This window comes from Teichococcus vastitatis, assembly GCF_003604215.1.
Taxonomy (GTDB): Bacteria; Pseudomonadota; Alphaproteobacteria; order Acetobacterales; family Acetobacteraceae; genus Pseudoroseomonas; species Pseudoroseomonas vastitatis.
In genome coordinates this window covers 1-23,935 of sequence record NZ_QXGS01000038.1, presented here as the reverse complement: position 1 = coordinate 23,935, position 23,935 = coordinate 1, and the positions used below count along the sequence as shown (strand labels likewise).

At 66.6% G+C, this 23,935-nt stretch carries 22 protein-coding genes and 2 pseudogenes; 10 read left to right on the top strand and 14 right to left on the bottom strand.

Annotated features, from left to right (window positions below; translation table 11 throughout):
* Positions 1-287: 287 nt before the first annotated feature.
* The 4 genes and pseudogenes from D2K64_RS20175 to D2K64_RS20160 all read right to left on the bottom strand — a co-directional run.
* Positions 288-389: pseudogene (locus tag D2K64_RS20175) on the bottom strand (IS5/IS1182 family transposase); the annotation flags it as partial.
* A 241-nt stretch (positions 390-630) separates the two neighbouring features.
* On the bottom strand, positions 631-2,787 hold the full coding sequence (locus D2K64_RS20170) for a xanthine dehydrogenase family protein molybdopterin-binding subunit (RefSeq protein WP_120010176.1): 2,157 nt from the start codon (positions 2,785-2,787) through the stop codon (positions 631-633).
* Complete coding sequence (locus D2K64_RS20165; protein ID WP_120010175.1) at positions 2,787-3,788, bottom strand: FAD binding domain-containing protein; 1,002 nt, start codon at positions 3,786-3,788, stop codon at positions 2,787-2,789. Before D2K64_RS20165 ends, D2K64_RS20170 begins: the two co-directional genes overlap by 1 nt.
* A 1-nt stretch (position 3,789) precedes the next feature.
* Positions 3,790-4,317, bottom strand: a complete 528-nt coding sequence (locus D2K64_RS20160) for a (2Fe-2S)-binding protein (RefSeq protein ID WP_202910768.1) — start codon at positions 4,315-4,317, stop codon at positions 3,790-3,792.
* A gap of 257 nt (positions 4,318-4,574) precedes the next feature.
* On the opposite strand from D2K64_RS20160, the gene D2K64_RS20155 reads away from it, so the two are divergent.
* Entirely contained in the window at positions 4,575-5,627 is a 1,053-nt protein-coding gene (locus D2K64_RS20155) for an AraC family transcriptional regulator (protein ID WP_202910767.1), read from the top strand.
* Positions 5,628-5,857: 230 nt separating this feature from the next.
* Here D2K64_RS20155 and D2K64_RS20150 read toward each other — a convergent pair whose 3' ends face one another.
* Positions 5,858-7,231, bottom strand: coding sequence for a sensor histidine kinase (locus D2K64_RS20150; protein WP_120010172.1), 1,374 nt, complete (start codon positions 7,229-7,231; stop codon positions 5,858-5,860).
* Positions 7,228-7,938: a response regulator gene (locus D2K64_RS20145; protein ID WP_456316383.1), complete on the bottom strand. Its 711-nt coding sequence runs from the start codon at positions 7,936-7,938 to the stop codon at positions 7,228-7,230. Before D2K64_RS20145 ends, D2K64_RS20150 begins: the two co-directional genes overlap by 4 nt.
* Positions 7,939-8,101: 163 nt before the next feature.
* Here D2K64_RS20145 and D2K64_RS24955 point away from each other — a divergent pair, with 163 nt between their 5' ends.
* From D2K64_RS24955 to D2K64_RS20120, 6 genes are all read left to right on the top strand, one after another.
* Positions 8,102-8,326 (top strand): hypothetical protein, encoded by a 225-nt coding sequence (locus D2K64_RS24955; protein ID WP_162306223.1) that lies wholly within the window; start codon positions 8,102-8,104, stop codon positions 8,324-8,326.
* 2 nt (positions 8,327-8,328) lie between these two features.
* A complete protein-coding gene (locus tag D2K64_RS20140) occupies positions 8,329-8,979 on the top strand; it encodes a DedA family protein (RefSeq protein ID WP_120010170.1) in 651 nt (216 codons plus the stop codon).
* The gene (locus D2K64_RS20135) at positions 8,976-9,626 is read left to right on the top strand and encodes a class I SAM-dependent methyltransferase (RefSeq protein WP_202910766.1); all 651 of its coding nucleotides are present in this window, start codon (positions 8,976-8,978) and stop codon (positions 9,624-9,626) included. Before D2K64_RS20140 ends, D2K64_RS20135 begins: the two co-directional genes overlap by 4 nt.
* A gap of 25 nt (positions 9,627-9,651) precedes the next feature.
* Positions 9,652-10,086 (top strand): (2Fe-2S)-binding protein, encoded by a 435-nt coding sequence (locus D2K64_RS20130; RefSeq protein WP_238384327.1) that lies wholly within the window; start codon positions 9,652-9,654, stop codon positions 10,084-10,086.
* A gap of 10 nt (positions 10,087-10,096) precedes the next feature.
* On the top strand, positions 10,097-12,421 hold the full coding sequence (locus D2K64_RS20125; RefSeq protein WP_120010168.1) for a xanthine dehydrogenase family protein molybdopterin-binding subunit: 2,325 nt from the start codon (positions 10,097-10,099) through the stop codon (positions 12,419-12,421).
* Positions 12,422-12,497: 76 nt separating this feature from the next.
* Positions 12,498-13,463, top strand: a complete 966-nt coding sequence (locus tag D2K64_RS20120) for an SDR family oxidoreductase (RefSeq protein WP_120010167.1) — start codon at positions 12,498-12,500, stop codon at positions 13,461-13,463.
* A 320-nt stretch (positions 13,464-13,783) separates the two neighbouring features.
* Here the strand turns inward: D2K64_RS20120 and D2K64_RS20115 are convergent, their stop codons facing one another.
* The 7 genes from D2K64_RS20115 to D2K64_RS20085 form a co-directional block, all read right to left on the bottom strand.
* The gene (locus D2K64_RS20115) at positions 13,784-14,596 is read right to left on the bottom strand and encodes a Bug family tripartite tricarboxylate transporter substrate binding protein (protein WP_157985981.1); all 813 of its coding nucleotides are present in this window, start codon (positions 14,594-14,596) and stop codon (positions 13,784-13,786) included.
* Positions 14,481-15,563, bottom strand: a complete 1,083-nt coding sequence (locus D2K64_RS20110; protein WP_120010165.1) for an amidohydrolase family protein — start codon at positions 15,561-15,563, stop codon at positions 14,481-14,483. The genes D2K64_RS20115 and D2K64_RS20110 overlap by 116 nt, the downstream gene beginning before the upstream one ends.
* 5 nt (positions 15,564-15,568) lie before the next feature.
* On the bottom strand, positions 15,569-16,438 hold the full coding sequence (locus D2K64_RS20105) for a tripartite tricarboxylate transporter substrate-binding protein (protein ID WP_157985980.1): 870 nt from the start codon (positions 16,436-16,438) through the stop codon (positions 15,569-15,571).
* 107 nt (positions 16,439-16,545) lie between these two features.
* On the bottom strand, positions 16,546-17,538 hold the full coding sequence (locus D2K64_RS20100; protein ID WP_120010163.1) for a tripartite tricarboxylate transporter substrate binding protein: 993 nt from the start codon (positions 17,536-17,538) through the stop codon (positions 16,546-16,548).
* 140 nt (positions 17,539-17,678) lie between these two features.
* Positions 17,679-18,692 carry a hydroxyacid dehydrogenase gene (locus D2K64_RS20095; protein WP_120010162.1) on the bottom strand — a complete coding sequence of 338 codons (1,014 nt, stop codon included), beginning with the start codon at positions 18,690-18,692 and terminating at the stop codon, positions 17,679-17,681.
* A gap of 50 nt (positions 18,693-18,742) precedes the next feature.
* Positions 18,743-19,066 carry a type 2 periplasmic-binding domain-containing protein gene (locus D2K64_RS20090; protein ID WP_120010161.1) on the bottom strand — a complete coding sequence of 108 codons (324 nt, stop codon included), beginning with the start codon at positions 19,064-19,066 and terminating at the stop codon, positions 18,743-18,745.
* Positions 19,067-19,120: 54 nt separating this feature from the next.
* Positions 19,121-19,801, bottom strand: coding sequence for an RraA family protein (locus D2K64_RS20085; protein ID WP_120010160.1), 681 nt, complete (start codon positions 19,799-19,801; stop codon positions 19,121-19,123).
* Between the two features lie 130 nt (positions 19,802-19,931).
* Between D2K64_RS20085 and D2K64_RS20080 the strand changes: the two genes are divergently transcribed.
* From D2K64_RS20080 to D2K64_RS20070, 3 genes are all read left to right on the top strand, one after another.
* Complete coding sequence (locus D2K64_RS20080) at positions 19,932-20,924, top strand: Bug family tripartite tricarboxylate transporter substrate binding protein (RefSeq protein ID WP_202910765.1); 993 nt, start codon at positions 19,932-19,934, stop codon at positions 20,922-20,924.
* Positions 20,925-20,934: 10 nt separating this feature from the next.
* Complete coding sequence (locus D2K64_RS20075; protein WP_120010159.1) at positions 20,935-21,858, top strand: SMP-30/gluconolactonase/LRE family protein; 924 nt, start codon at positions 20,935-20,937, stop codon at positions 21,856-21,858.
* Positions 21,859-21,919: 61 nt separating this feature from the next.
* Positions 21,920-22,675, top strand: a complete 756-nt coding sequence (locus tag D2K64_RS20070; protein WP_238384325.1) for an IclR family transcriptional regulator — start codon at positions 21,920-21,922, stop codon at positions 22,673-22,675.
* A gap of 26 nt (positions 22,676-22,701) precedes the next feature.
* Here D2K64_RS20070 and D2K64_RS25650 read toward each other — a convergent pair.
* Positions 22,702-23,565, bottom strand: a pseudogene (locus D2K64_RS25650) (transposase); the annotation flags it as partial.
* Positions 23,566-23,935: the final 370 nt, after the last annotated feature.

Below are 23,935 nucleotides of genomic sequence, written 5' to 3'. Positions count from 1 at the left end.
TCATCCGAGATCAGGGGCTTCGCCATGACCGGCAGATCGGCGCAGCCTTGCCGCTTTTCCAGGTTTTGAAAGGCGCTGTTAAACCGGAAATATCATGACTCCTGTCCTTGCCGCGATCATCTTCATCGTTCTGTCGCCCAGCGCTGGCACCCGCTTGCGGTTTTCTCGTGCGAAAGCGTGCTGGAGTGTTCATCAGGTGCTGCCCCAATGCGTGATGAGGCCGCCATCGCTCGTCCAGGTCTCGCCGGTAATGGCGTTTCCTTCATCAGACCCCAGGAACGGGGCGAGGCAAAGGTTCGCTCGATGATCCAGCGATGGCGGCCCAGGCGGTCGCTGCTCTCAATGGCGCGCGCCTAGCAATCCTGACGGCAGCGGCGTTGATCACAGCCTTAGTCGGCCGGCAGTGCCGCCAAGCCACTCTCGGTGAAGCGGGTGAGGCGGGCGTCCGACCCTGGAGCAGTGACCCAACTGCAGGTAACGGCGGCTCACATAACAGAGATAGCTCAAAGCGGCAGCCGGAACAGTCCCTGCCATCCCCGGCCCCTTCTCCATGGCATGTTCAGATGCTCTAGCCTGGACAACTTCCTGAACGGCTGACGCCGGCCGCAAGCTTGTTGAACAGCCATGTCTTCACAGCAGATGCTCGATACGGATTGGCAGTTTGCGTACCCGCTTGCCCGTCGCATGAAAGATAGCATTGGCTACGGCCGCCGAGACGCCGACCATCGCAACCTCCCCCAATGATTTTAGGCCGATGCTGTTGAACAGTGGATCAGGCTCGTCGATGAAGCCGACCTCGATATCGCCGATGTCGGCGTTAACCGCGACAACGTACTCGGCAAGATCGTTGTTGAGGAAGCCACCATAGCGTGGGTCGATCTCGGTTGCCTCCCTAAGCGCGTGGCTCACGCCCCAGACAACGCCACCGCGGACCTGGCTGGCCGCAGTGCGCGGGCTGATGACGCGCCCACAATCGGCAATGCTGACGACGCGGGGAACGCGCACGCGGCGCGTGCGTGGCTCGACACGAACCTCGACGAAATGGGCGATGTAGCTCATCGTCGTGAAGCTCGGATAGGCCGGGCCGGTGACAGCGTAGCCCCCGGCACGCATCCGCTCCAGCGCGGAGGCATCTTGTCCAGGACCGAGTTGCGACACCTCGACCTCAACGAAGGGGCGACGCACAGCAGCGATCTGCTGATGCAGCGTGCCGGCGACTCGCCGGCCGTTGAGCAGCTCAGCCACCGCCAAGCGCATGCGCTTGACAGCCTGAACCGCGAGCGGCAGCGCACTGGCAGATCCCCAGGAGCCCGCCGTGAGGTGCTGGGGCGCCGCAGTGGTGTCGCCGATCAGAACCTCGAGGCGACGATCATCGATCTGCAACTCGCGCGTCAGCACCGCAGCGAGCGCGGTACGAATACCCTGGCCGAATTCGTGACCAGCCACCGCGAAGCGCGTGCCGCCATCTGCTCTGATCCGCAGTGTCGCAATCGCGGGATGGATCAGCGTGGGGTACAATCCGCAGGCAACGCCCCATCCAGTCTGGGTGCCGTCCGCATCTGTCATCGATCCCGGCTCAGCCCTTCTGCGCGACCAGCCGAACCGTTCTGCGCCGATGCGCAGGCAGTCATTGAGGAAGCGGGAGGATAGAGGCCGGCCATTGTGAACATCGATGCGGGTATCGTTAGCCATACGGAAGGCGACTGGATCGCGTCCGAGTTGATAAGAGAGCTCGTCAACCGCGCTCTCGAAGGCGAAACAAGCCGGATGCTCGTATGGTGCCCGCATGTGGCCCGGCGCCTGTGTGTCCGTGCGGATGTTCGCGGCTGCCCCGTGATAATTGGCGATTCCGTACAACCGCATGGCTCCCTCATGGTACTGGCCTGCGGGAAAGCCGCCACTGCGCGAATTCTGCTGTTCGACCTCGTAGTGTACGGCGGTCATGATACCGCTGGCATCGGCGCCGAGCCGGATGCGGTGCCGGCTGTGCGGCCGGAAGGTCGCGAGATGGAAGATCTGACCGCGTGGCGTAACGAGCTTGACCGGCCTGCCCGTCAACATCGCCGCACGAGCGACCAGGGCGGTTTGTCGCTGAACCCAGCCCTTCTGCCCGAAGGCACCGCCGACGGTCGGGCTCTTGACGTCAACGATTGCTGGATCAAGCCCTAACGTCCGGGCGACCGCCACCTTGATCGCGCCGGCGTTTTGGGAGCCTTCATGGATGAGCAGCCGCCCGTCCGCCCAGACGGCGGTGGTCGACAGCAACTCGATGGGATTGTGGTGCTGGGTTGGCGACTCGTAGCTCGCCTCCACGACCATCGCTGCGCCGCCAAGCGTGCGGGCCGCATCGCCCACCGTGACATCTCGGGCAGGCTCGCGAACGCCGCCTGGGCTGTCCATCATGGCACTGAACGGCTCGGTCTCAACGCGTATCCGAACCGCCTCGGCGCCTTCGATCGCGGCTTCCAGCGTTTCCGCGATGACGACCACGAGCGGTTCGCCGCGAAACGCGACCTGCGTCACGAGCCCCGGACGCGGCGAGCCAGGCATATCGACGGCCTGAGGCGCAGGTGGGAAATCTGCAGGGGTGAGGATGCGTAGCACGCCCGGAACCCGCAGCGCGGCCTCGGTATCGAGCGCCGCCACCCTGCCCCTGACGACCGGCGAGGGGACGGTCATCGCATGGAGCAGGCCAGGAAATCTCACATCCGCCGCATAGGCGGCCGTGCCCTTGACCTTCTCCAGGGCATCGGCCCGGGGCCGGTCGGGGAAAGGCTGGGCAGGCATCAGCGCCTCCTTTCGGCAGCAATGAGCAATGCGTCGGCCACGGTACGTGCGCCGAGCTCGAGCTTAAAGGCGTTGTGACGTCCGGCGCGTGCCTCGCGGAAGGATGCGTGACCGGCGGCGAGTGCGAGCTCGGGCGTCAGACGCTCGCCGGCGAGCAGGCGTTCGGCGTCCGGTGCACGCCAAGGCCGGGTTGCGACCCCGCCGAGTGCGATCCGGCTCTGCTGGATTCGCTCGCCATCGAAGTCGAGCACAACCGCTGCCGAGGCCAGCGCGAAGGCGTAGGATTCACGGTCACGGATCTTGTGATAGGTTGAGACCCGCCCGGCATTTGTCTTCCTCACCACGATTGCCGTGATCATCTCGCCCCGGGCGAGCGTGAACTCCAAGTGCGGCGCATCACCCGGCAGGCGATACAGCTCGCCTGCCGGCACCGATCGCGACCCATCTGGACCAAGCACTTCGATCATAGCGTCCACGGCAACGAGCGCCACCGGCCAGTCGCCTGGCGAAACGGCGGTACAGGCCTCGCTGGTGCCGAGCACGGCCTGGCCGCGGTCGAGCCCGCCAATGGCCGCGCAGCCGCTCCCGGGCTCGCGCTTGTTGCACGGATAGATTCCACCGGCGCCGTTCCGGAAATAGGGGCAGCGTGTACGCTGCAGCAGGTTGCCGCCAACGGTTGCCATGTTGCGCAACTGCTGGGACGCCGCTTTGGCCAGGGCCTCGGCCAATACCGGATGATCGCGCGAGACGACCGCATCCGCCGCCACCGCGCTCATGGGCGCGAGCGCCCCGAAGCGCAACTGGCCGCCGTCAGTCTCGATGCGGCTGAGGTCAGCGATGCCGGAGATGTCGATGACTTGGCGCGGCTGCTCGATGTTGAGCTTCATCAGGTCATAAAGGGTAGTGCCTCCTGCTATGAAGCGGGTGTCCGCACCGGCCTGCGCCGCCGCGTTCACCGCTTCCCGCACCGTTTTCGGACGAACAAGGCTGAACGGGTGCATGTCAGCCGCGCCTCATTTTGGAGGCGGCGTCCTCGATGGCGGCAACGATGCCAACATAGGCGCCACAGCGGCAGATATTGCCACTCATGTATTCGCGAATGCGCTCGCGCGAAGTGGCGTTACCCTCCGCGACACAGGCCACGGCCGCCATAATCTGTCCAGGCGTGCAATAGCCGCATTGGAGCGCATCATGATCGATGAAGGCCTGCTGCATCGGATGGAGGGCGTCTCCCGCCGACAGGCCCTCGATCGTCAGGACCTCCCGCCCATCGGCCTTGGCGGCGAGCGTCAGACAGGATGCGACGCGGCGGCCGTCCAGGTGAATGGTGCACGCGCCGCACTGGCCGTGATCGCAGCCCTTCTTCGCTCCGGTCAGCCCGAAGCGCTCGCGCAGCAGATCGAGTAAGGAAGTGCGCGCATCGGTCGTCACCTCCACGGATCTGCCGTTGATCCACGTGCGAACAGCTACGGTATGATCCGGCAGAATTCCAGATTGGGCCAGCTGGACGCTGCCTACTCCGGTGGACATAGCGCCAGTTGCCATAGCGGCCCCTGCCCCTAGCGCAGTTCGTCGGGTCACTGAGAAGGAACCGTCGGTGGCCTTGTCAGGCGCGGAGCGACGCTCGCCTTCCGTCAAGATGCTGCTTTGCCGGCTCATTGGTCCGCTCCATCTTCTGTGCGGTCAACTGATCGGTCTGCCCGCCACCATGCTGTCGATTAGCAGCGTCCTGTAGCGGCGGGCGATGCCCGGGCCGCCACTGGCCCGGCGGAGGAGAGCAGACTTGAATGCGTGTCGTTTATAGCGCTGCTACCGAGCATCGGCTTGCCAACGGCTCCATCGATTTTGCACGATCCTCCACGATGCGTGGCGTTGAACAGGAGCACGCATTATCATTGGCGATGCAGGAGGTACGAATGCATCAGCTCATGCAGGCGATCGAGGCCTATGCCAGGCACCATGCCAATGATAGCGGTTTGGCACTGACACCAGTACCGGGCGTTCGGATGAAGGTCTTCTCACAGCCGAGCAGCCGGTTCGACGCCGTGTATCGGCCATTGGTGTGCCTCATCCTGCAGGGTGCGAAGCAACTCGTCATCGGCAAGGAAGAGCGCTTGGCGCGCACTGGGCAAACATTGATCGTGAGCGCCGATGTTCCGGTCGCGGCGCGCATTGTGGAAGCGAGTCCGAAGAGGCCATATATCGCCATGGCCATCGACCTCGACGTGGCGCTCCTGCGCAAACTCGCTGCGCAGTTGGGGGCAGCACCGTCGAAGCCGTTTCAACACATGCGCACGATGTTCGCTGTCGATACGGAAGCTGCTGCACTAGACTGTGCAGCGCGGCTGGTCCAACTCATCGACCGGCCGGGGGCCATCCCTTTGCTACGGCCGGGCATTATGCAAGAACTGCATTATTGGCTATTGTCGGGGCCACACAGCGCTGCGTTAAGCACCCTCGCTAATCCGGACGGCTATGCATATCGCCTCACCCCGGCGATCTCAATCCTGCAGGCGGAATTCCGATCGCGGCTCACCATCGACCGCCTTGCCGCGGCAGCCGCCATGAGCGCCTCCAACTTCCACAAGCACTTCAAGCAAGTCACCTCGTTAACGCCCGGGCAGTACCAGAAGTATCTCCGCCTGATTGAGGCCCGCCGTCTCATGGTGGAGAACGGCTTCTCGTCGACCAGCGCCTCGGTCGAAGTCGGCTATGAAAGTGTTTCCCAGTTCACGCGTGACTATCGCCGGATGTTTCAGGCACCGCCGAAACGCGATAGCCTGCGATTGCGGATAGGCCCGGGCAAGGTTTCTGACGATGGCATTGCGCGCGTTACTTAGCTAGAACAACCGCCGTGCCCATGCCGAGAGCCGCCGCCGCTACGGCAGCTCGAGCATCCAAACGGTTTGCAGGCCGAGGGGCAGCGGAACGGGCTGCCCGCCTGCTGCATTGTCATGGCATCTGGTCCTGACCCGTCGAACTCGTCTCCCGCGAACGTAATTGATCCGGCACTCTGATCCTTAGGCCGCCGCTGAGACCAGCGCCACGCGGCCGGGCTTGCCCAGCCGCCTCAGGCTTCCTCGAAGGACATGCGAGGGAGCGCGACAATTGCCTCGAGGCCGCCACCGGTGAGATTGCGCAACGTGAGATCGCCGCCATGGGCGCGGATGATGCTGCGGGCAGAGGTCAGGCCCAGCCCCATGCCGCCGGTCGAGGGGTTGCGGGCCTTGCTGAGCCGGTGGAAGGGCAGGAACACCTGCTCCAGCTTGTCCGGATCGACGCCAGGCCCCCGGTCGCATACCGTCAGCTCGGCCCCCAGATCCGTGATCCGCAGCGCGATCGCGGGCGGTGTCGCGTGTTTCAAGGCATTCTCGATGAGGTTCTCGAACACCCGCCGCAGCGCGCGGGGCCGGCCCGTCCATCGGGCGTGGCGCGGTCCCATGTAATCGATGCGGGTGCCCTGGTCGCCGTAATCGTCGATAATGGTCTTGATGAGCTCCGGCAGGTCGAAGCTTGTCGCCGGCTCCTGGCCGGCATCGTCTCGGAAGAATGACAAGGCCGAATCCACCATGCTGCGCATTTCGTCGACGTCGCGGAACAGCTTCTGCTGCTGCACGGGATCCCCGATGAACTCGGCGCGCAGCCGCATGCGTGTCAGCGGCGTGCGCAGGTCGTGCGAGATCGCGGCCAGCATGGTGGTGCGGTCTTCGACGAAGCGTCGGATCTGCCCCTGCATGGCGTTGAAAGCGACAATTGTCTCGCGGACCTCGACCGGACCGCTCAAAGGGATGTCCGGCGCCCGCGGATCGACGCCGAAGCGATGGACCGCCCTGGCCAGTTGCGCCACGGGAGAGGCCAGGGAGCAGGCGGCGGCTGCCGAGAAGCCCAGGATCGACGCAATCGCGAACAGGACGATCAGCACGCCGCGCAGCGGGGTAGCGATGCCCCAGCTCCGCTCGGCGGCGGAGAAGGTGATCCAGCTGCGGTCCGGCAGCGCAACACTCACGAAGTACAGCTGGCCGCGACGAGTGAAGTCCTCGGCCAGGACGCCTGCTTCGATGGCAGGATGCCCGCTGTGGAGGAACAGGATGGTCCGCGAGGGATCCTCGAGCAATGCCCGCAGCCGGTCCCGCCCGGCGATGTAGCCGTCCCGCAGGGCGGCGGTCGGCTCGACGAGTGGCATCGGATGCCAGGCGACATTGTATAGGCGCGTCCCGGCGGAGCGGGCCAGGACGGCGCGCTGCTCGGGCGGCTGGGCCTCGATGATCCGTACCGTTGCCGCGGCCGCCTCCGGCAGGCCGCTCTTCTCGAAGGATGGCCGCCCCCAGACGCCGGAAAGCGCGACGAAGGCGCCATTCATGGCAACCGTCGCCGCCAGGACAAGGAAGATCGTCAGGATGAAGCGGCGCGTGATCGTGTCCCGCATCCACAGCCGCGCGATCATAAGCGCGTCACCGGGACCATCAGGATGTAGCCGCCGTTGCGGACCGTGCGGATAAGGTCCGGGCTCTTCGGGTCGGCCTCGAGCTTGCGGCGGAGGCGGCTGACCTGCACGTCGATGCTGCGATCGAAGGCGACGTGGTTCTCGCCATGCGCCAGGTCCATCAGCATGTCCCGCGTCAGCACGCGCTGTGGCTTCTCGGCAAAGGCCAGGAGCAGGTCGAACTCGCCGCCCGACAGCGGGATCAGCGTGTTGTCGTCCAGGCGCAGCTCGCGCCGCCGGATATCCAGGCGCCATCGGCCGAAGCACAGCATGGGATAGGGATCCGCTGGCTTCGGCAAGGTGCTGGGCTCCGCGCGGCGCAGCACAGCCTTGATCCTTGCCAGCAGTTCGCGCGCATTGAAGGGCTTGGTGATGTAGTCGTCGGCCCCGATCTCGAGGCCGACGACGCGCTCCATGTGGTCGCTCACCGCCGTGAGCATGATGACAGGTATGGTCGAGGCCATGCGCAGCTTGCGGCAGAGCTCGAAGCCGCTTTCGTCGGGCAGCATGACGTCGAGGACGATGACGTCCACGCTCCTCTCCTCCAGCACGGCCAGCATCTCCGTGCCGCTCCGCGCCAGCGAGACATAACAGGCGTGGTGCTGAAGGAACTGCGTCAGCAGCATCAAGATGTCCTCGTCGTCGTCCACAACCAGAACGTGGGGCATCGGTGTCATGTCCCTCTTCTACCACCGGGCATGGCGCGACTTATGACCGATTTTCATGCCGATTATGTCTGTGCTGAAACATGATGTGGAAGCCGCCAAACACCGCACATCATGGCGAAGCACAGGCTCCCTAGTCTAGCTCCTGGCAACCAGGAGCACCGCCTTGACGTCTTCCCTTCTCTGCTCTCCGTTCGACCAGAGCCGCCCTGCCGGCGCCGCGGGACCATCCGGCAGGGCGATCCGCCTCCCCCCGATCTGCCCCGGCTGGCGCGACGGCCACATCGCCAGGATCCAGCGCTGGGTCGGCGAGACGCGGTCCCGGTCCGGCGAGGCAAGCGGCGGGATGTTCGCTGTTCCGCCGCCGACCGCCGGCAATGATGGCCGTTGATCATGGATCCGCTCGGCAGCTTGGTCGCATGGGCGGCACCGCTCGGCTTCGCCGGCCTGTTCGCCGCCGCGGCGTCCGAGCGGCTCATCCCCGTAATGCCGTCCTACGGCCTCCTGGTGGCAGTCGGCATCGGCGCCGGGGATTGCCTGTGGTCGGTGCCGCTCGCCCTTTCCGCCGTGACATCCGGCGGCGTGGCTGGATCTCTCGCAACCGACGGCTTGGCGGCCGCCCTGGGAGAGGTCCGCTCGCTCGCCCTGCTGCGCCGCGGCGCCCATCTGGCCGGACTGCCTGCGGCGCGACTGGACCGCTGGGTACAGGGCTATCACCGCCACCAGGGCGCGATCGCCTTTGCCGCACAGCTGGTGCCGACCATCCGGCTGCTGGCGCCGCTGATCGCCGGCCTGCTCGGCCACGGGTTCCGCACCTTCCTCCTGGCCACCACGGCGGGTGTCGTCGTCTGGAGCGCGTTCTTTATCGGCCTCGGCTATCTGGCCGCGCAGCTCTCCGTCGAGATCAACGCCTCCGTCCTCGCGCTCCAGCTTCTGCTGATCCTGCTGGCGGCGGAGGGAGCCGCGCTCCTGCTCTCCTGGCGCCTCCGCCGCAGGCGGCCACAGCAACCCGTCATGACCTCCCCCGAGGACCGCATCCCATGAGCTTCGCTGCCGTGAACGACACCTACAGCTTCTTTCGGGCTTGGCTCCTCGATCCATTGCGCGTGGCGGCGGTCGCGCCCTCGGGTCAGGCGCTTTCGCAGGTCATCACATCCGAGATCACCATGGAGACCGGCCCAGTGATCGAACTGGGCCCTGGCACCGGCGCCTTCACCCGCGCCCTGCTGGCGCGCGGCGTGCGGGAGGACGACCTGGCGCTGATCGAGTACGGCTCGGAATTCGCGGTGATGCTGCGGCGCCGGTACCCGAAGGCCCACACGCTCTGGATGGACGCCCGGCGCCTGCACAGCGTGGAGCTGTTCGGCGGCCGCCGGGCCGGCGCCGTCATCAGCGGCCTGCCCGTGCTCTCCATGAAGCCGCGCAAGGTGATCGCCATCCTGGAGGGTGCCTTCGGCAAGATGCATCCGGCCGGCTCGTTCTACCAGTTCACCTACGGGCCCGCCTGCCCCATCCCGCGCGCCCTGCTGGACCGACTGGGGCTGAAGGCCACTCGTATTGGTGGGACGCTGGCCAATGTCCCGCCCGCCTCGGTCTACCGCATCCGTCAGCGCCAGCCTCGCCCCTCGGCGCAGGACAGGTATTCCGCGGACCTTCTGGCGGCGCCGCGCAGCCTGGAGAAGACAGCATGATCTCTTTCATCGTCAATGGCCGTCCGTGCAGGTCGACGCATCCGAGGACAAGCCCCTGCTCTGGGCGCTGCGCGAGGATCTGGGCCTGCTCGGTTCCAAATATGGCTGCGGCATCGCCCAGTGCGGCGCCTGCAGCGTCCTGATCAACGGCGTGTCGACGCCTTCCTGCGTTACCCCCATCGGTGACGTCACCGGTGCCTCCGTGGTGACGGTGGAGGGCTTGGCGGCGGCGGATGGCAAGCTCTCCGTGGTGCAGCAGGCCTGGATCGACGAGCAGGTGCCGCAGTGCGGCTTCTGCCAGCCGGGCTTCCTCATCGCCGTCATGGCGCTTCTGGAGCAAACCTCCCAACCGACTGATGCCGAGATCGACGAGGCGGTCACCAACATCTGCCGGTGCGGCACCTATCCGCGCATCCGACGCGCCATTCATCGCGCGGCCTCTGCGCGTCCACAGGATTGAGGAGCGTGCCATGGCCTGCTTTCTGTCCCGCCGCAGCTTTCTGCTGACCGGCGCCGCCATGGGCGGCACCGCCATGGTCGCTGCCATGGCCGGCGCCGGCTACCTCGCGGCGGTCGACATGGACGGACCCGATGGCTTCGTCGCGGACGACCGCGCCGTGCTCAACGCTTTTGTCACCCTCCACGATGACGGCCGCGTGGTGGTCCAGGTGCCCCGCACTGAGATGGGCCAGGGCATCCACACCGGCCTTGCCATGCTGGTGGCCGAGGAGCTGGACATCCCCTTCGACGACCGCATCAGCGTCGAGCATCCGGTGGAGCAGCTGGCGGTCTACGCCAATTATAGTGGGCCGCTGCGAACACGCCCCGAGAATATGCACGGCCCCCTCATGTGGACGGCCAAGCGCGTGCTGAGCCTGCTGCCGCTGATGAACACCGCCGGCTCCACCTCGACCATGGGACTGTGGTTTCCCCTGCGGAGCGCCGGCGCCGCGGCGCGCCACATGCTGCTCACGGCGGGCGCCACGCGGCTGGGCGTGCCGGCGGAGGAGGTCACCACCTCCGGCGGCTTCGTCCACCACGCCGGCTCGGGTCGCAGGATCGCTTACGGAGAGCTCGCGCGCGAGGCCGCCCTGGTGCCGCCGCCGCGGGATCCTGCTCTCAAACCGGCTTCCGCCTGGCGGGTAATCGGTCGATCACAGACCCGGGTGGACATTCCCGCGAAGGTCCGAGGCGAGCCGGTGTTCGGCGCCGATGTGGTGCTGCCGGGGATGCTGCATGCGGCGATCCGCCAGCCGCCGGTGTTCGGTGCGGGCATCACGCGCGTCCGCAATGAAAGCGAGGTGCGCGCCCAACCCGGTGTTCTCGACGTGGCAGTGATCGAGGGACGCGGTGTGGCGGTGGTCGCGGGCTCCTGGTGGCAAGCGGAGCTGGCGGCCACGCGCCTCGACATCGATTGGGCGGCGACGGAGGCGGAGCTCATCAACAGCGCGATGCTGGCCAGCGCGCTGCAGGCCGCACTCCATGGTGGGGAGGCGCACGTCCATCTCGAGCAGGGCGAGGTGGAGCCGGCTTTCCGGCCCGGTGCGGCGCAGGTGGTCGAGGCGACCTACACCGCGCCCTTCGTGGCCCATGCCTGCATGGAGCCGATGAACGCGACCGTCCTCATCCGCGGGGACGGTACGGCCGAGGCCTGGTGCTCGTCGCAGTCGCCGCTGTCCATGCGGTGGGGTGTCAACCGCGGTGCCGGCTGGGCCGGTGTCGACCCAAGCTCGGTGACCTGCCACGTCACCATGGCCGGCGGCGCCTTCGGCCGACGCAGCGAGGTGGACGTGGTGGCGCAGGCGGCCTTTCTGGCGGCGCGCCATCGTGGGCGGCCGGTCAAGCTGATGTGGTCGCGAGAGGAGGATATCGGCCGCGGAGTGTTCCGCAGCCACGCCGGCGCCCGGCTGCGCGCGGCCCTCGGGCCCGACGGCCTGCCCGCCGCCTATGACGCGCTGGTTGCCGCCCAGGCGCTGCAGCAATCCGCCCTCCGCCGCAATCTGCCTCTCGACATCGGCGGTAGCCCGAATGGCGACCGGTTCACCGCCGAGGGGTTGGACAAGTCCTACTACGCTTTCCCGGGGCGGCGCGTGCGCAGCCGCCATGTCCCAAGTCACGTGCCGATCGGCTTTTGGCGCTCCAACGGTTACTCATTCAACACCTTCTTCGCCGAATCCTTCCTGGATAAATGCGCACTGGCCGCGGATCAGGACCCGCTGTCATACCGGCGCGCATTGCTGCGCGACAGTCCCCGCCACCTCGCCGTGCTCAACCGCATGGCGGCGCTGGCGGGTTGGGGCGTGCCGATGTCGCCAGGGCGGGGCCGAGGGATCGCCATCGAGGCCGCGTATGAAAGCGTGGTGGCGCAGGTGGCCGAGGTCACCGTGGCAACAGACGGGGAAATCCGGGTTGACCGTGTGATCTGCGTCATAGACGTGGGCACCGTCGTAAACCCCGACGCCGTGATCGCGCAGACGGAAGGCGGCATCCTCTTCGGCGTCACCACCGCCTTGATGAGCGCCATCACTCTTGATGCGGGCTCGGTCATGGAGTCCAACTTTCACGACTTCCCCATGCAGCGGCTCGCCGATGCACCTGACATCGTGGTCGAGATCATTCCGAGCGACCTGCCGCCGGGCGGCGCCGGAGAGCCGGGCATCGTGCCAGTTGCCGCGGCCATCGCCAACGCGATTCATGCGGCCACGGGCCGGCGCTTCCGCTCGCTGCCGCTCGCCGTCACCGAAACCACCGGCGAGCGGCGCACCCGCAGTGTTCTCCGCGATCATGCGGCCTAGCAAAGCAGACAGGCCTCCAGGAAACGGCGGCCACGCCTGCCGAAACACTGCCGTAAATACCCAGCAAGGAACCTCGATGCCCACCAAATGGACCAGCAAGAACATTCCCTCGCAGCGTAACCGCACCATCGTGGTAACGGGCACTGGCGGCCTCGGCTTTGAAGACGCGCTAGCGCTCGCCCGGGCCGGAGGCCGGGTGATCATTGCTGGACGTAATCCGGCCCGAGGTGCCGAAGCCATCGCACGGATCAAGGAGCGCGTGCCAAATGCGGCAGTCACTTTCGAAGCCGTGGATCTGGGTGATCTCGCCTCAATCGCCGCATGTGGCGAGCGGATCAGTGCTGCTCACCACAGCATCGACGTCCTGATCAACAATGCAGGGGTCATGACGCCGCCGCGTCGCCAGATCACCGCCGATGACTTCGAACTTCAGATGGGCATCAATTACCTCGGGCATTTCGCTCTGACAGCGCATTTACTGCCGCTGCTTCGGCTTGGGCAGGATCCTCGGGTTGTGACGCTTTCCAGCGTCGCCGCCCGCAGCGGCGCGATCAACTTCGAGGACCTCCAGGCGGAACAAGGCTATAAGCCCATGGAATCCTACAGCCAGTCGAAACTCGCCTGCCTGATGTTCGCGTTCGAACTGCAACGCCGCAGCGATGCCGCCGGCTGGGGCGTGACAAGCATCGCGGCACATCCCGGCATCTCCCGAACCGATCTTCTGCATAACGCCCCCGGCCGACGCAGCATACAAAGCCTCACACGATCGCTGCTCTGGTTCCTGTTTCAGCCAGCCGAGCAAGGCGCGCTGCCAGCTTTGTTCGCAGCAACGTCTCCTGATGCCCAGAAGGGCGGTTACTACGGCCCGGACAAGCTGGGCGAGACCCGTGGTCATCCCATCGACGCGAAGCCACCTGAGCAATCCCTCGATACGGAGGTAGCGACCCGGCTGTGGAATGTCTCCGCCACGCTGACCGGAGTGGAGTTTGGTCAGCAGAGGAGGCTCCCGAGCATTATGCGCGCAAACGCAATAGAGAGCTGATGGCAGGGTCTGATATGGGAATCTGCGCGGAAGTCTCAGAACCCGCCTCATAACGGCTGAGGCTGAGCGAGAACGAGGGTTCTGCGCATTTCGAGGGTGTTCCAAGCTTCCGAGGCCACCCATATGGACCCCCGCCGCACGCATGCAGCGTGTGCGTGGAACCATGCTCTACGCAACCTGCCTGACCGATGCGAGTAGGCGCTGGTGCAGCCCTTCATGCCAGCACCTGACCAGAGCCAACGCCCCTCCGCAAATAGCCACTGCGCCGCATCATCAACGGCATCCTTTATGTGCTACACACCACCTGCGCCTTTCCACCATCAGGCACGGTGCACCGGTGGTTCCTGTCCCGGGCGCGGAGCGGTACCTTCGAGCGCCTGACACATGCTTGGCCATGGCCGACCGCCAGCATTTCTTCCGCAAAGTGTTCCACAGCCGCTGTTCTGGATACGCAGTCCGTGCGTTCCGGCGGGATCGGTGCTGCCGGTGCTTGGGGCTACGATGCCGCCAAGCGCGTTCCAGGATGTTACCATGAAATCTGCGATTCCTGCCTCAGCCATGGTTGGCACATCCGGCGGATCGGGCGACCGCTCGGTCGAGGTAACCGCGAGGGCGCGGAGCTTGCCGCCCCGCAGGTTCGTCAGCGCGGTGGGCAGATTGTCCACGGTCAGCTGGATGTCGCCCCGCAGCAGGCCCGTCAAGGATCCGTCACTGAACGGGATGTGGATGCCCTGGATGCCGGTGCGCCGGCAGAGCATCTCACCGGACAGGTAGACGGTCGTGCCGATGCCGGTACTGCCGAAGGCGATGCCGTCCTGCCGCTTCGTGGCCCAGGCGATAAATTCCGGCAGCGTCTTCGCCGACACATGCTTGGCCGGAAACACGGCCACCAGCGGCGCCTCCCAGCCGAGGAAGACCGGAATCAGGTCCTTCTCGGGATCGAAGGAAGGGTGCGGTACAGATACTAGTTGATGGCCAAGCTTCAGGCCGTAGCGGCGAGGAACAGCCGGCGCTGAATCATGGCCGGGGCGTTTCCTTGAAATGCTGGCCTCTGGCGGCGATGCTGGACGGCAGGCGGTAGACCCGGATCGCGGTGCCGCTGAACAAGGCGACCTTCTCCTCCGCTGATGCACCCGCGGCGAGCCGCTTGAAGGCATTCCACAGCACCGCGTAGCTGCAACTGCCCTTGTCCACAGGGAAGTTGCTTTCAAACATGCAGCGTTGCGCGCCGAAGGCTTCGATGCAGAATTCCACATAGGGGCGCCACGCTCGCGCCAAATGCTCCGAGCCCGGTGGCACCGCCTCCCGTTCGAAGCCGAAGCCGTTCACCGTCATGCCGAGCCCGCCCAGTTTGACACTGACATTCGGGCAGCCGGCAAGCAGCCGCATCTGCTGGCTCCATGCCGCGAACACGGCGTCGCGCCGGTCAGCGTAAGGACCCGTCCCCAGCGGACCGCCCGCATGGTCAAGCACGATGGAAAGATCCGGCAGGGCGCGTGCCAGCGCGATCACCTCGTCGAGCTGTGTGTGATAGGCCCAGATATCGAGCGACAGGTCGTGCTCGCGCAGCCGCCCCGCACCGCGCAGAAAAGCAGGTTCCGACAGCAGGCCCTGCCGGGGGGGAACGGGATTCGAAATGATCTCGGCCGATTCATGCCAGGCCGTTTGGTTGCGGACGCCCCGGAAACGGCCTCCGCCGGCCTGCAGGTGTTGCTCCAGCAGCGGCGCCACGGCGTCACCCAGCATGAGGTCCACCATGCCAATGATACCGGCGCAGGCGCGGATCGGACCGTAGAGCCCGCTGGCGCTTTGGGCCGCCACGCCGTTGGCGAACTCCGTCTCGCCGAGCGAACGCAGCGCCTCCGGCCCCTCGGCCCGGTACATGGCACGGGCCTGCACATAGACGGTGGCCCGCACGTCATGGCCACTGGCGGTGTCGCGCAGCAGCTCATCGAGCAGGTAGCGGGCGCCGGGCCGATCCCACAGGTGATGATGCGGGTCCACGATCGGCAGGGCCGGGTCCAGGACCTCCTCCTGCACCTGCGCCAGCCAGTCCTCCCGCACCGGCAGGTGCGGCGAGGCATGCTTCGGGGCGGTCATGTCAGTTACTCCAGGCGGAAGCCGGCTTCGCGGATGAAGCCTTGCCACAGCGTGCACTGTTCGCGGAAGAACTGCGCGAACTCGGCCGGCGTGTTCGGCGCGGTCTGCAACTCGGCCGCGCGCAGCTTCTCCACCAGCTCTGGCTCAGCCAGGGAGGCGTTCAGCGCACTGTTCAGCGCATCAACGATCGGCTGCGGCGTGCCCTTGGGCAGGAACACGCCGTTCCATTCATACGTCTCGAAGCCAGGCAGGGTATCCGAGAGCGGTGGCACGTCCGGCAGTGCCGCCAGGCGGCCGCGCCCGGTATGGGCCAGGGCGCGTAGGGCACCGCCCCGCACAAAGGGGGCCGAGACGTTGACGTTGCCGAAGAACAGCTCGACCTGCCCGGCCATCAGATCGTTCACCGCCGGCGCCCCGCCGCGGTAGGGGATGTGGTTCAGCCTCACATTGGCCGCCCGCGCGAAGCGTTCGAGCACCAGGTGCTGCAAGGAGCCGTTGCCCGCCGAGGCGGTGTTCAGCCCTTCCGGCGTTGTTCTGGCCAGCTTGATCAGTCCTGCAAGGTCACGCGCCGGGCTGGACGGGTTCACCAGCACCAGCTGCGGCACCGTAATGGCCCGGAAGACCGGCACCAGGTCCTTCAGCGGGTCGTAGGGCAGGTTCGGGAACAGCGCCGGCGTGACCGACAGGCCGGTGGCATCGTAGAGGATGGTCTGACCATCCGCGGCGGCTTGCACCGCGGCGCCGGCGCCGATGGTGCCGGTAGCGCCGGAGCGGTTCTCCACAACGATGGGCTGGCCGAGCCGGGCGCCCGCTGAGGCGGCGAAGAGGCGCGCGCCGATATCCGCCGTGCCGCCGGCGGGATAAGGCACGATCATGCGGATCGGGCGATCCGGCCAGCCAGCCGGTGCGGCCCGCGCGATGCCGGACCGAGCCGTCCATGCGGCCCCGGCAGCTGTGAGAAGCGCGGTGCGGCGCGTGAGGTTCAGCGCTGCCACGGGGTCGTCTCCCAGATCTGGCGGTAGCGGGCTTCCTGCGCCGGCATCTGCGCCTCCCACTCGGCGCCTGGCAGGTAGGCCATGGGCAGTTCGAGCTGGCGCGCCTTCTCGGCCCATTCCGGCTTGGCCACGACACGGGCGATCGCGTCCTGCAGCTGCCGGGCGATCTCGTCTGGCACGCCACGCGGCGCGCCGATGCCCCGCTCGCTGGTCATCAGCACGTCGTAGCCGAGCTCGCGGAAGGTGGGCACATCCGGCATCAGGTCCCAGCGCTGCGCACCCATCCCCGCCAGCGGACGCAGCGCCGGCTTGTCCTGGCCCAGCATGCCGATCTCGCCGAGGTTCAATCCTGCCACGTCGATATGCTTCGCCAGCACGGCGTTCTTCACCAGCCCGGCGCCGGCGAAGGGCGCGTGGATGAACTCCGTGCCCGTGGCCGCCTGAAAGAGCGTCAGAGCCAGGTGATCGTCCGTTCCCACGCCGGAGGAGCCGACGCTGATCTCGCCGGGACGGCGCTTCGCCTCGGCGACCAGATCGGCCAGGGAGTGGAAGGACGAATCCTGGTGCACGACGAACGCCGTCGGGTCGTCGACAAGGCGTGCGATGGCCCGGATCTTTGTGCGGTCGTAGCGCACGCGCCGCTCAAGAGGCACGGACAGGTAGCCGGGGGTGTTGACGCTGCCGATGGTGTATCCATCGGGCCGCGCTGCCTGCAACGTCACATAGGACGTCTCGCCACCCGCTCCGGGCTTGTTGTTGATCACGAAGTTCGAGCCCGGAAGCTCGGCGGACACGGCTTGCGCCAGGGCGCGCAGCATGACGTCGGTACCGCCTCCCGGCGCGAAGCCCACCACCACCTCGATGGGGCGTGCTGTTGGCCAGGCGGGTTGGGCAAGCGCCGGGCGAGCCAGTGGCGAGGCGGCCAGGGCGAAGCCCGTCGCCAGCAGGCGGCGTCGCGGCAAGGCGGGATGGCTGGTCATTCCTGGTTCCTCCTTTGTTGAAGCTGTCGCGCCGCCTCAGGCTTGTGGAAGCGCGCACAGATTGAGCCGGTGTTCAGGCCGCAGATTTGCTCGGGCACGGCGCGAGGTCCGGCCCCCTGACCGGTCACGCCGCTGCCGGATCAGGCGGGAACGAGGTGGGCGGGCAGCCCGCCAGGCACGACCACCGCGCCCGTCAGAGCCGGCAGGCGCTCCGCGAGAACCGCGATGATGCTCTCGGCCGCGCCACAGGCCATGCCGGTCGCACCGCGCGGCGTATTGGCGGCCAGATGCGGCGTCGGCACCACGCGCGGGTGGCTGCGGAACGGACTGTCGACCTCCAGCGGCTCCTTGGCAAAGACGTCCACGCCCGCCCAGCTCACCTGACCGGAATCGAGTGCCGCCAGAAGGGCTTCCTGGTCCACGATGCCGCCGCGCGCCGTGTGCACCAGGATGGCGCCCTTCGGCAGCAGGGCCAGTTCGGCCGCCCCGATCAGGCCGCGCGTCTCGGGCTCCAGCGGACAATGGAGGGACAGCACCTCGGCCTGACGCAGCAAGTCGGGCAGAGCCGCCACGCGCTCGCCGGGCCCCGGCAATGCGTCGCCGGGCAGGTAGGGATCGTAGGCCAGCACGCGCATCCCGAAAGCATCCGCGTAGCGCGCCACCTTGGAGCCGATCGCGCCATAGCCGACAAGACCCAGGGTCATGCCGTCAATGTCGCGGGTCGTGCGGGAGGTCTTCTCCCACAGGCCTTCGCGCATGCCGTTCACCACCGAGGGCATGTCCTTCAGCATGAAGAGCATCAGCGCCATGGCATGCTCGGCGACCGAGCGGGAATTGGCGCCGGCGGCACGGGTTACGGTCAGTCCACGCGCACGGGCCGCGGGGATGTCGATGCCATCGATGCCAGCGCCATGCCGGGCCACCACCCGCAATCCGGGCGCCGCGGCATCCATGACCGTGCCGTTGATCAATCCCTGGCGGTGCAGGAGCGCCACAGGGCGGAGCTTGGCAATGGCGGCGAGGAGTTCCTCCTCGCTCGGATAGCCGGTCGTGCAGTGCACGGCATAGCCCGCCTGCTCCAGCATGGCGACAGCCTCGGGCGCCAGCTTGGCAGCCGAGACGAGGACGTTGGGGCGCGTGATGGTGTCAGTCATGGATTGGCCTTCAGGAGCAAGCAGGACAAGGTGTCTTGAGCCGTGGAGGGTCAGTCCTCGATCGGCGTGCTGACCAGAGCCGGAAAGGCGGCGGCGCCGAGGGTGAAGCCATCGGCTGCCGCGCTGGCCACGGCTTCGGTGCCAATCTGCCCGCCGGCGCCGGCACGGTTCATCACGACGAAGTTCGCGCCGGTCAGTTCCGCCTGCAGGAACGGCAGGAAGGTGCGGGCCATCACGTCCATTCCGCCACCCGGCGCGAAAGGCACCACCACCTCGATGGTACGCGATGCCGGCCAGGCGCGGGGTTGGGCCCGGGCTCGGCCAGGAAGCGCCGCAGCCATGGCCATTGGTGGCAGGTGACGTCGTCCCAGCATCCATCCACCCCTGTTTTCTTCTCGAACGTAGTCGTGCCTTGGCGTGACGGGCCGCTAGTCGAGGCCCTCGCAGCCCAGGCGGCGCAGCGTGGCGTCCACCCAGGATGCGTCATGCGTACCGGCCTCGATGTTGGCGACCTGCTTCTCCTCCGCCGCGTGCTTCGACGCGGCGGCGGCGTGGATTGCCTCGGCTTCGTCAAAGGGCACGCAGAGCAGACCGTCATCATCGCCCAGGACAAGGTCGCCCGGTGCGATCACCATGCCGTCGATGGCGACGGGCACGTTGATCTCGCCCGGACCATCCTTGTAGGGTCCACGATGGGTTACGCCGGCGGCGAAGACCGGAAAGTTCTGTGCGCGAATGGCGGCGCTGTCGCGGATCGCGCCGTTGATGACGATGCCGCCGAGGCCGCGCTTAACCATCTGTGCCAGCATCAGCTCGCCGATCAGCGCATTCGTCAGGTCGCCGCCGGCATCGACGACGATGACGTCGCCCAGCTCTGCGAGTGCGATCGCCTTGTGGATCATCAGGTTGTCGCCGGGGCGGGTCTTCACCGTCAGAGCCGGGCCGGCCAGCACGGCGCCGGGGGCGTGCATGGGCCGCAGCCGCGCTCCGCCCGCGGTCATGCGCGACATGACGTCGCTCACATTGGCAACCGGCAGGGTACGGAAGCGCTCGACCAGCGCCGGCTCGATCCGGCGGCTACGCCGGAGAATACGGAATCCAGAGGCCAAGGCTGCCCTCCTCCCGGAGTTCGGCGCCGTTGGTGCGCCGTGTTGTTGACAGGATTGCGGCGCGAGTGTCAGAACGAATTAGAAATGCAACGCCGTTTCGAAAACTGACGGCTCAAGAAAGGAAACGCAAGTGCCAAATAGCCGCTCCTGTTCCATCTCGCGTCGGACGCTCCTGGGCACGGGGCTCACCGGGCTGGTGCTGCCGCTCCCTGCCCTGTCCGATGCGGCCTACCCGTCACGCACAATCCGGGTGATCGTTCCCTGGGCACCGGGCGGCGCAGTGGACACAATGGCGCGGCGTCTTTCGCAGAAACTGTCGGAGCAGCTTGGGCAGCCCTTTGTGGTCGAGAACAAGTCGGGCGCCACCGGCACGATCGGGGCGGGCGAGGCGGCCCGGTCGGCTGCGGACGGCTACACGCTGCTGGCCATGGACAACACCTATGCCATGCTGCCCTACCTCTTCAGCCGCCTGCCCTTCGATCAGGCAACGGGCTTCCGGCCCATCACCGTCACGGCCTTCTCCCCCATCCTGCTCGCTGTCGGTGAAAAGTCGCCCTACCGCGATCTTGCCTCCCTTATCGCCGCAGCGAAGAAGGAGCCGGAGAAGCTGACCTATGGCACCGGCGGCATGGGCAGCGCACCGCATTTCGCGACCCTCGCCTTTGAAGGAGCAGCTGACGTCAAGCTGTACCACGTGCCCTTCCGTGGCGCGGGCGAGGCGGTGATCGGCGTGCTGTCCGGCAATGTGGACCTCGTGATGCTCTCGCCCGGCTCGGCGCTCGGCAACATCCGTGGCGGCCAGCTCCGGCCGCTGGCGATCAGTGGCGAGCATCGCACGGCGGCCCTGCCGGATGTGCCGACCTTCGCGGAAGCCGGACTGCCAGGCTTCGGCGTGATCAACTGGTCCGGCCTGGCCGCACCCAAGGGCACCCCGGACCCCGTCGTGCGGAAGCTGCAGCAGGAGGTCAGCCGCGCCCTGGCCGCGCCGGACATGAAGACTTTCATCGGCGAGCTCGGCTCGGAACCGGGCGGAATCACCCCTGCCGCCTTCGACCGCCTGTTGAAGGAGGAGGAGGAGCGCTGGCGCAACATCGCCGCCACGGCCGGAATCGAGAAGCAGTGAGTTTGCCGGAATGAGCTTCTTCGCGCCGCCACCCCGCCTGGACACCGAGATTTTCACCCGCCTGCCGGACCGCTTCCGACAGGCGCGGCGTACCGCCTGGAGCGATGCGAACCGCGCCGGCCGCCCGGTGGACAGCTTCCTGGAAGGCCCATCCTTCGACCGGCAAGGGCGGCTCTATGTCACGGACATTCCCTTCGGGCGCATCTTCCGCGTCTCGCCCGAAGGGAGCTGGGAACAGATCGCCGAGTATGATGGCTGGCCGAACGGGCTGAAGATCCACCGTGACGGACGCATCTTCATCACCGACTACAAGCGCGGGATCATGCTGCTGGACCCGGAGACCGGCGCCGTCACGCCCTTCCTGGACACGGTGCGTTCCGAGAGCTTCAAGGGCGTCAATGACCTGACTTTCGGGCCGGAAGGCGAACTGTACTTCACCGACCAGGGTCAGACCGGGCTGCAGGACCCGACGGGGCGGGTCTACCGCCTCGGTACGGATGGGCGGCTGGACTGCCTGATCAACACGGTGCCTAGCCCGAATGGCATCGTTGTGGCGCCGGACGCTTCTTTTCTCCTAGTGGCAGTGACGCGCGCCAACCAGATCTGGCGCCTGCCGCTGCACGCTGATGGCACCGTCACCAAGGCCAGCATCTTCTGTCATCTCCATGGCGGGCCGAGCGGGCCGGACGGCTTGGCGCTGGATGTGGAAGGCGGCCTGCTGGTCGCCCATGCCGGCTTCGGGACCGTGTGGCGCCTCTCCGCACGGGCCGAGCCGCTGGCGCGCATCGCTTCCTGTGCGGGCTGGTCCACCACCAATCTGGCTTTCGGAAGCGTCGATGGACGCACCCTCTTCATCACCGAATCCGAGACCGGCTCGATCCTCAAGGTGGCACTCCCTGTGCCGGGACAACCACTCTATTCCCACGCGGGATAAGGAACACCGGGCCAAACACCCGGCTTGCTGTCGCAACGGGTGGACCTTAACGATGGCATCCATGACCATGGACCTTGCAACCATCGCGGCCCGCTCCAAGGCGCCCCTGGAGGGGGTTGCCTCGGCAGGCCGTGCCCTGACCCTCCTGTCGGCCTTTCGAAAGGGCGATGACGCCGTGTCCCTGGCCGAGCTGACGGCCCGGACGGGGCTCGTGAAAACCACGATCATGCGACTGGCCATCTCCCTGGAGGAGCACGGCTACCTTGTCCGTCTGCCCGATGGTGCATACCGGCTCGGCGCGGAGCTGTTCCGGCTCGGCTCCGTCTATCAGCAATCCTTCCGGGTCGAGGTTCACGTCATGCCCGCGCTCGAGAAATTGGTGGCGGTGACCGGCGAGAGCGCCTCGTTCTATGTTCGAAGCGGGCATCAGCGGCTCTGTCTCCATCGGGTCGACTCCCCGCATCCGTTACGACTGCACGTCCGGCAGGGTGACATGCGGCCCATGGACGATTCAGCCATCGCGCAGGTCCTGCGCGTCTTCGAGAAAGCCCCGCTGCCCTCCGAGGCCGCTGAGATCCAGCTGCCGATCTACACCGGCGGGGCAAGCGATCCTCACGTCGCTGGCATGGCCACTCCCGTGTTTGGGCCTGGTGAGAGCTTTGCAGGGGCGCTCTGCCTGACAGGTCCGGTGACCCGCTTCAATCAAGAGGCCGTAAGCTCTGCAGCCCCATGCCTGCTCGGCGTCGCCGCAGAACTGACACGCTCATTGGGCGGTACGGTCCCGCCCTTGTCTTCCCCGATCATAGGCGGCCATTAGCCAAAACATTGGCTCTTTCGTGACCGTAGCCCGCGCTTATAGGCCCAGTGATCAAGCGCCTTTGACACGAAGTCCGGGCGGTTGTCGACCCTGATCCGTTCCGGCGCACCACGATGTGCCGCGCTCCGCACGACCGCCTGCACCACCTGCTCGCCTCGGATGCCACTGTCGGCGACGATCGCCAGCGCCTCCCGGGTGTGGTTGCCCACAACGTCAGGGCACGGATCCGGCGCCCGTCGAACAAGGCATCGGAGACGAAGTCCATCGACCCTTGCTGGTTCGACCTGGTCGCGACCTCCCGCTCCAGACGTCGTGCCGCGGTGACGTGCCATCGTGGACGTTTGCGGCGCAGGCTGAAGCCTTCCGGGCGGTACAGCCGGTAGACGCGCTTCCTGTTTACGACCCAGCCTTCACGCCGGAGCAGGATATGGATGCACAGGTAGCCATAGCGCATGCGCACCGCGGCGATCTCGCGGATCCGCAGTCTCAGGGGTACCTGATCGTCGCGGCTGGAGCGGCCGCGCTGCGAAGAGCGGCGAAAGCGCAGGGCCGCGCATCCGCGGCGTTCGCTCACCCCGAACTTGTTCTGCACGTGCCGGACAAGGTCGCGGCGACGGTCAGGCGTTAGGGCTTGTTTGCCAGCACCTCCTGCAGCATGGCCTTGTCCAGGCTGAGGCCGGCCATCAGGCGCTTCAGCTTGGTGTTCTCCTCGTGGAGCTGCCGCAGCGGCCGGAGCTCCGAGGAGCCCAGGCCAGCGTGTTTCTGCTCCCAGCGAAGAAGGTGGCCTCCGACAAACCCATCTTGCGGCACACCTCGGCCACCGCCGTGCCCAGTTTCGCCTGCTTCAGGGCCAAGGCGATCTGCTCTTCCATGTCGTGGCTCTTTCGCATCAGCCCAGCCTCCGTTCAGGTCAACAATCCTGCCGGAAAACCCTCAGAATGGCCGGACCAGTTTACCGGTCTAAGGTTATCAGACAGCCTATCTCCTCCTCCACGCCGCGGACCTCGGCGGCCTCCGGAGCGAGAGCTCGTGCGCCTAGGAGGGCGCCTTCCGCCGCTGGCGGCGGTCCTCGGGCGATGTCCTGGCATGACACGCAGGGCAACATGGGCGATCTCCCCCTACCGAACGCCCCTGGATCCGTTCAACCTCTGTCTGGCACAGCAGGCCGATGATCTGCTCCGCGTCTAGTGTCCTGATCGCGAAATTCCCAAGATCATGGGAATGGTGGTAGGAGGCAGCGATGGGCAAACCTGCGGTGTC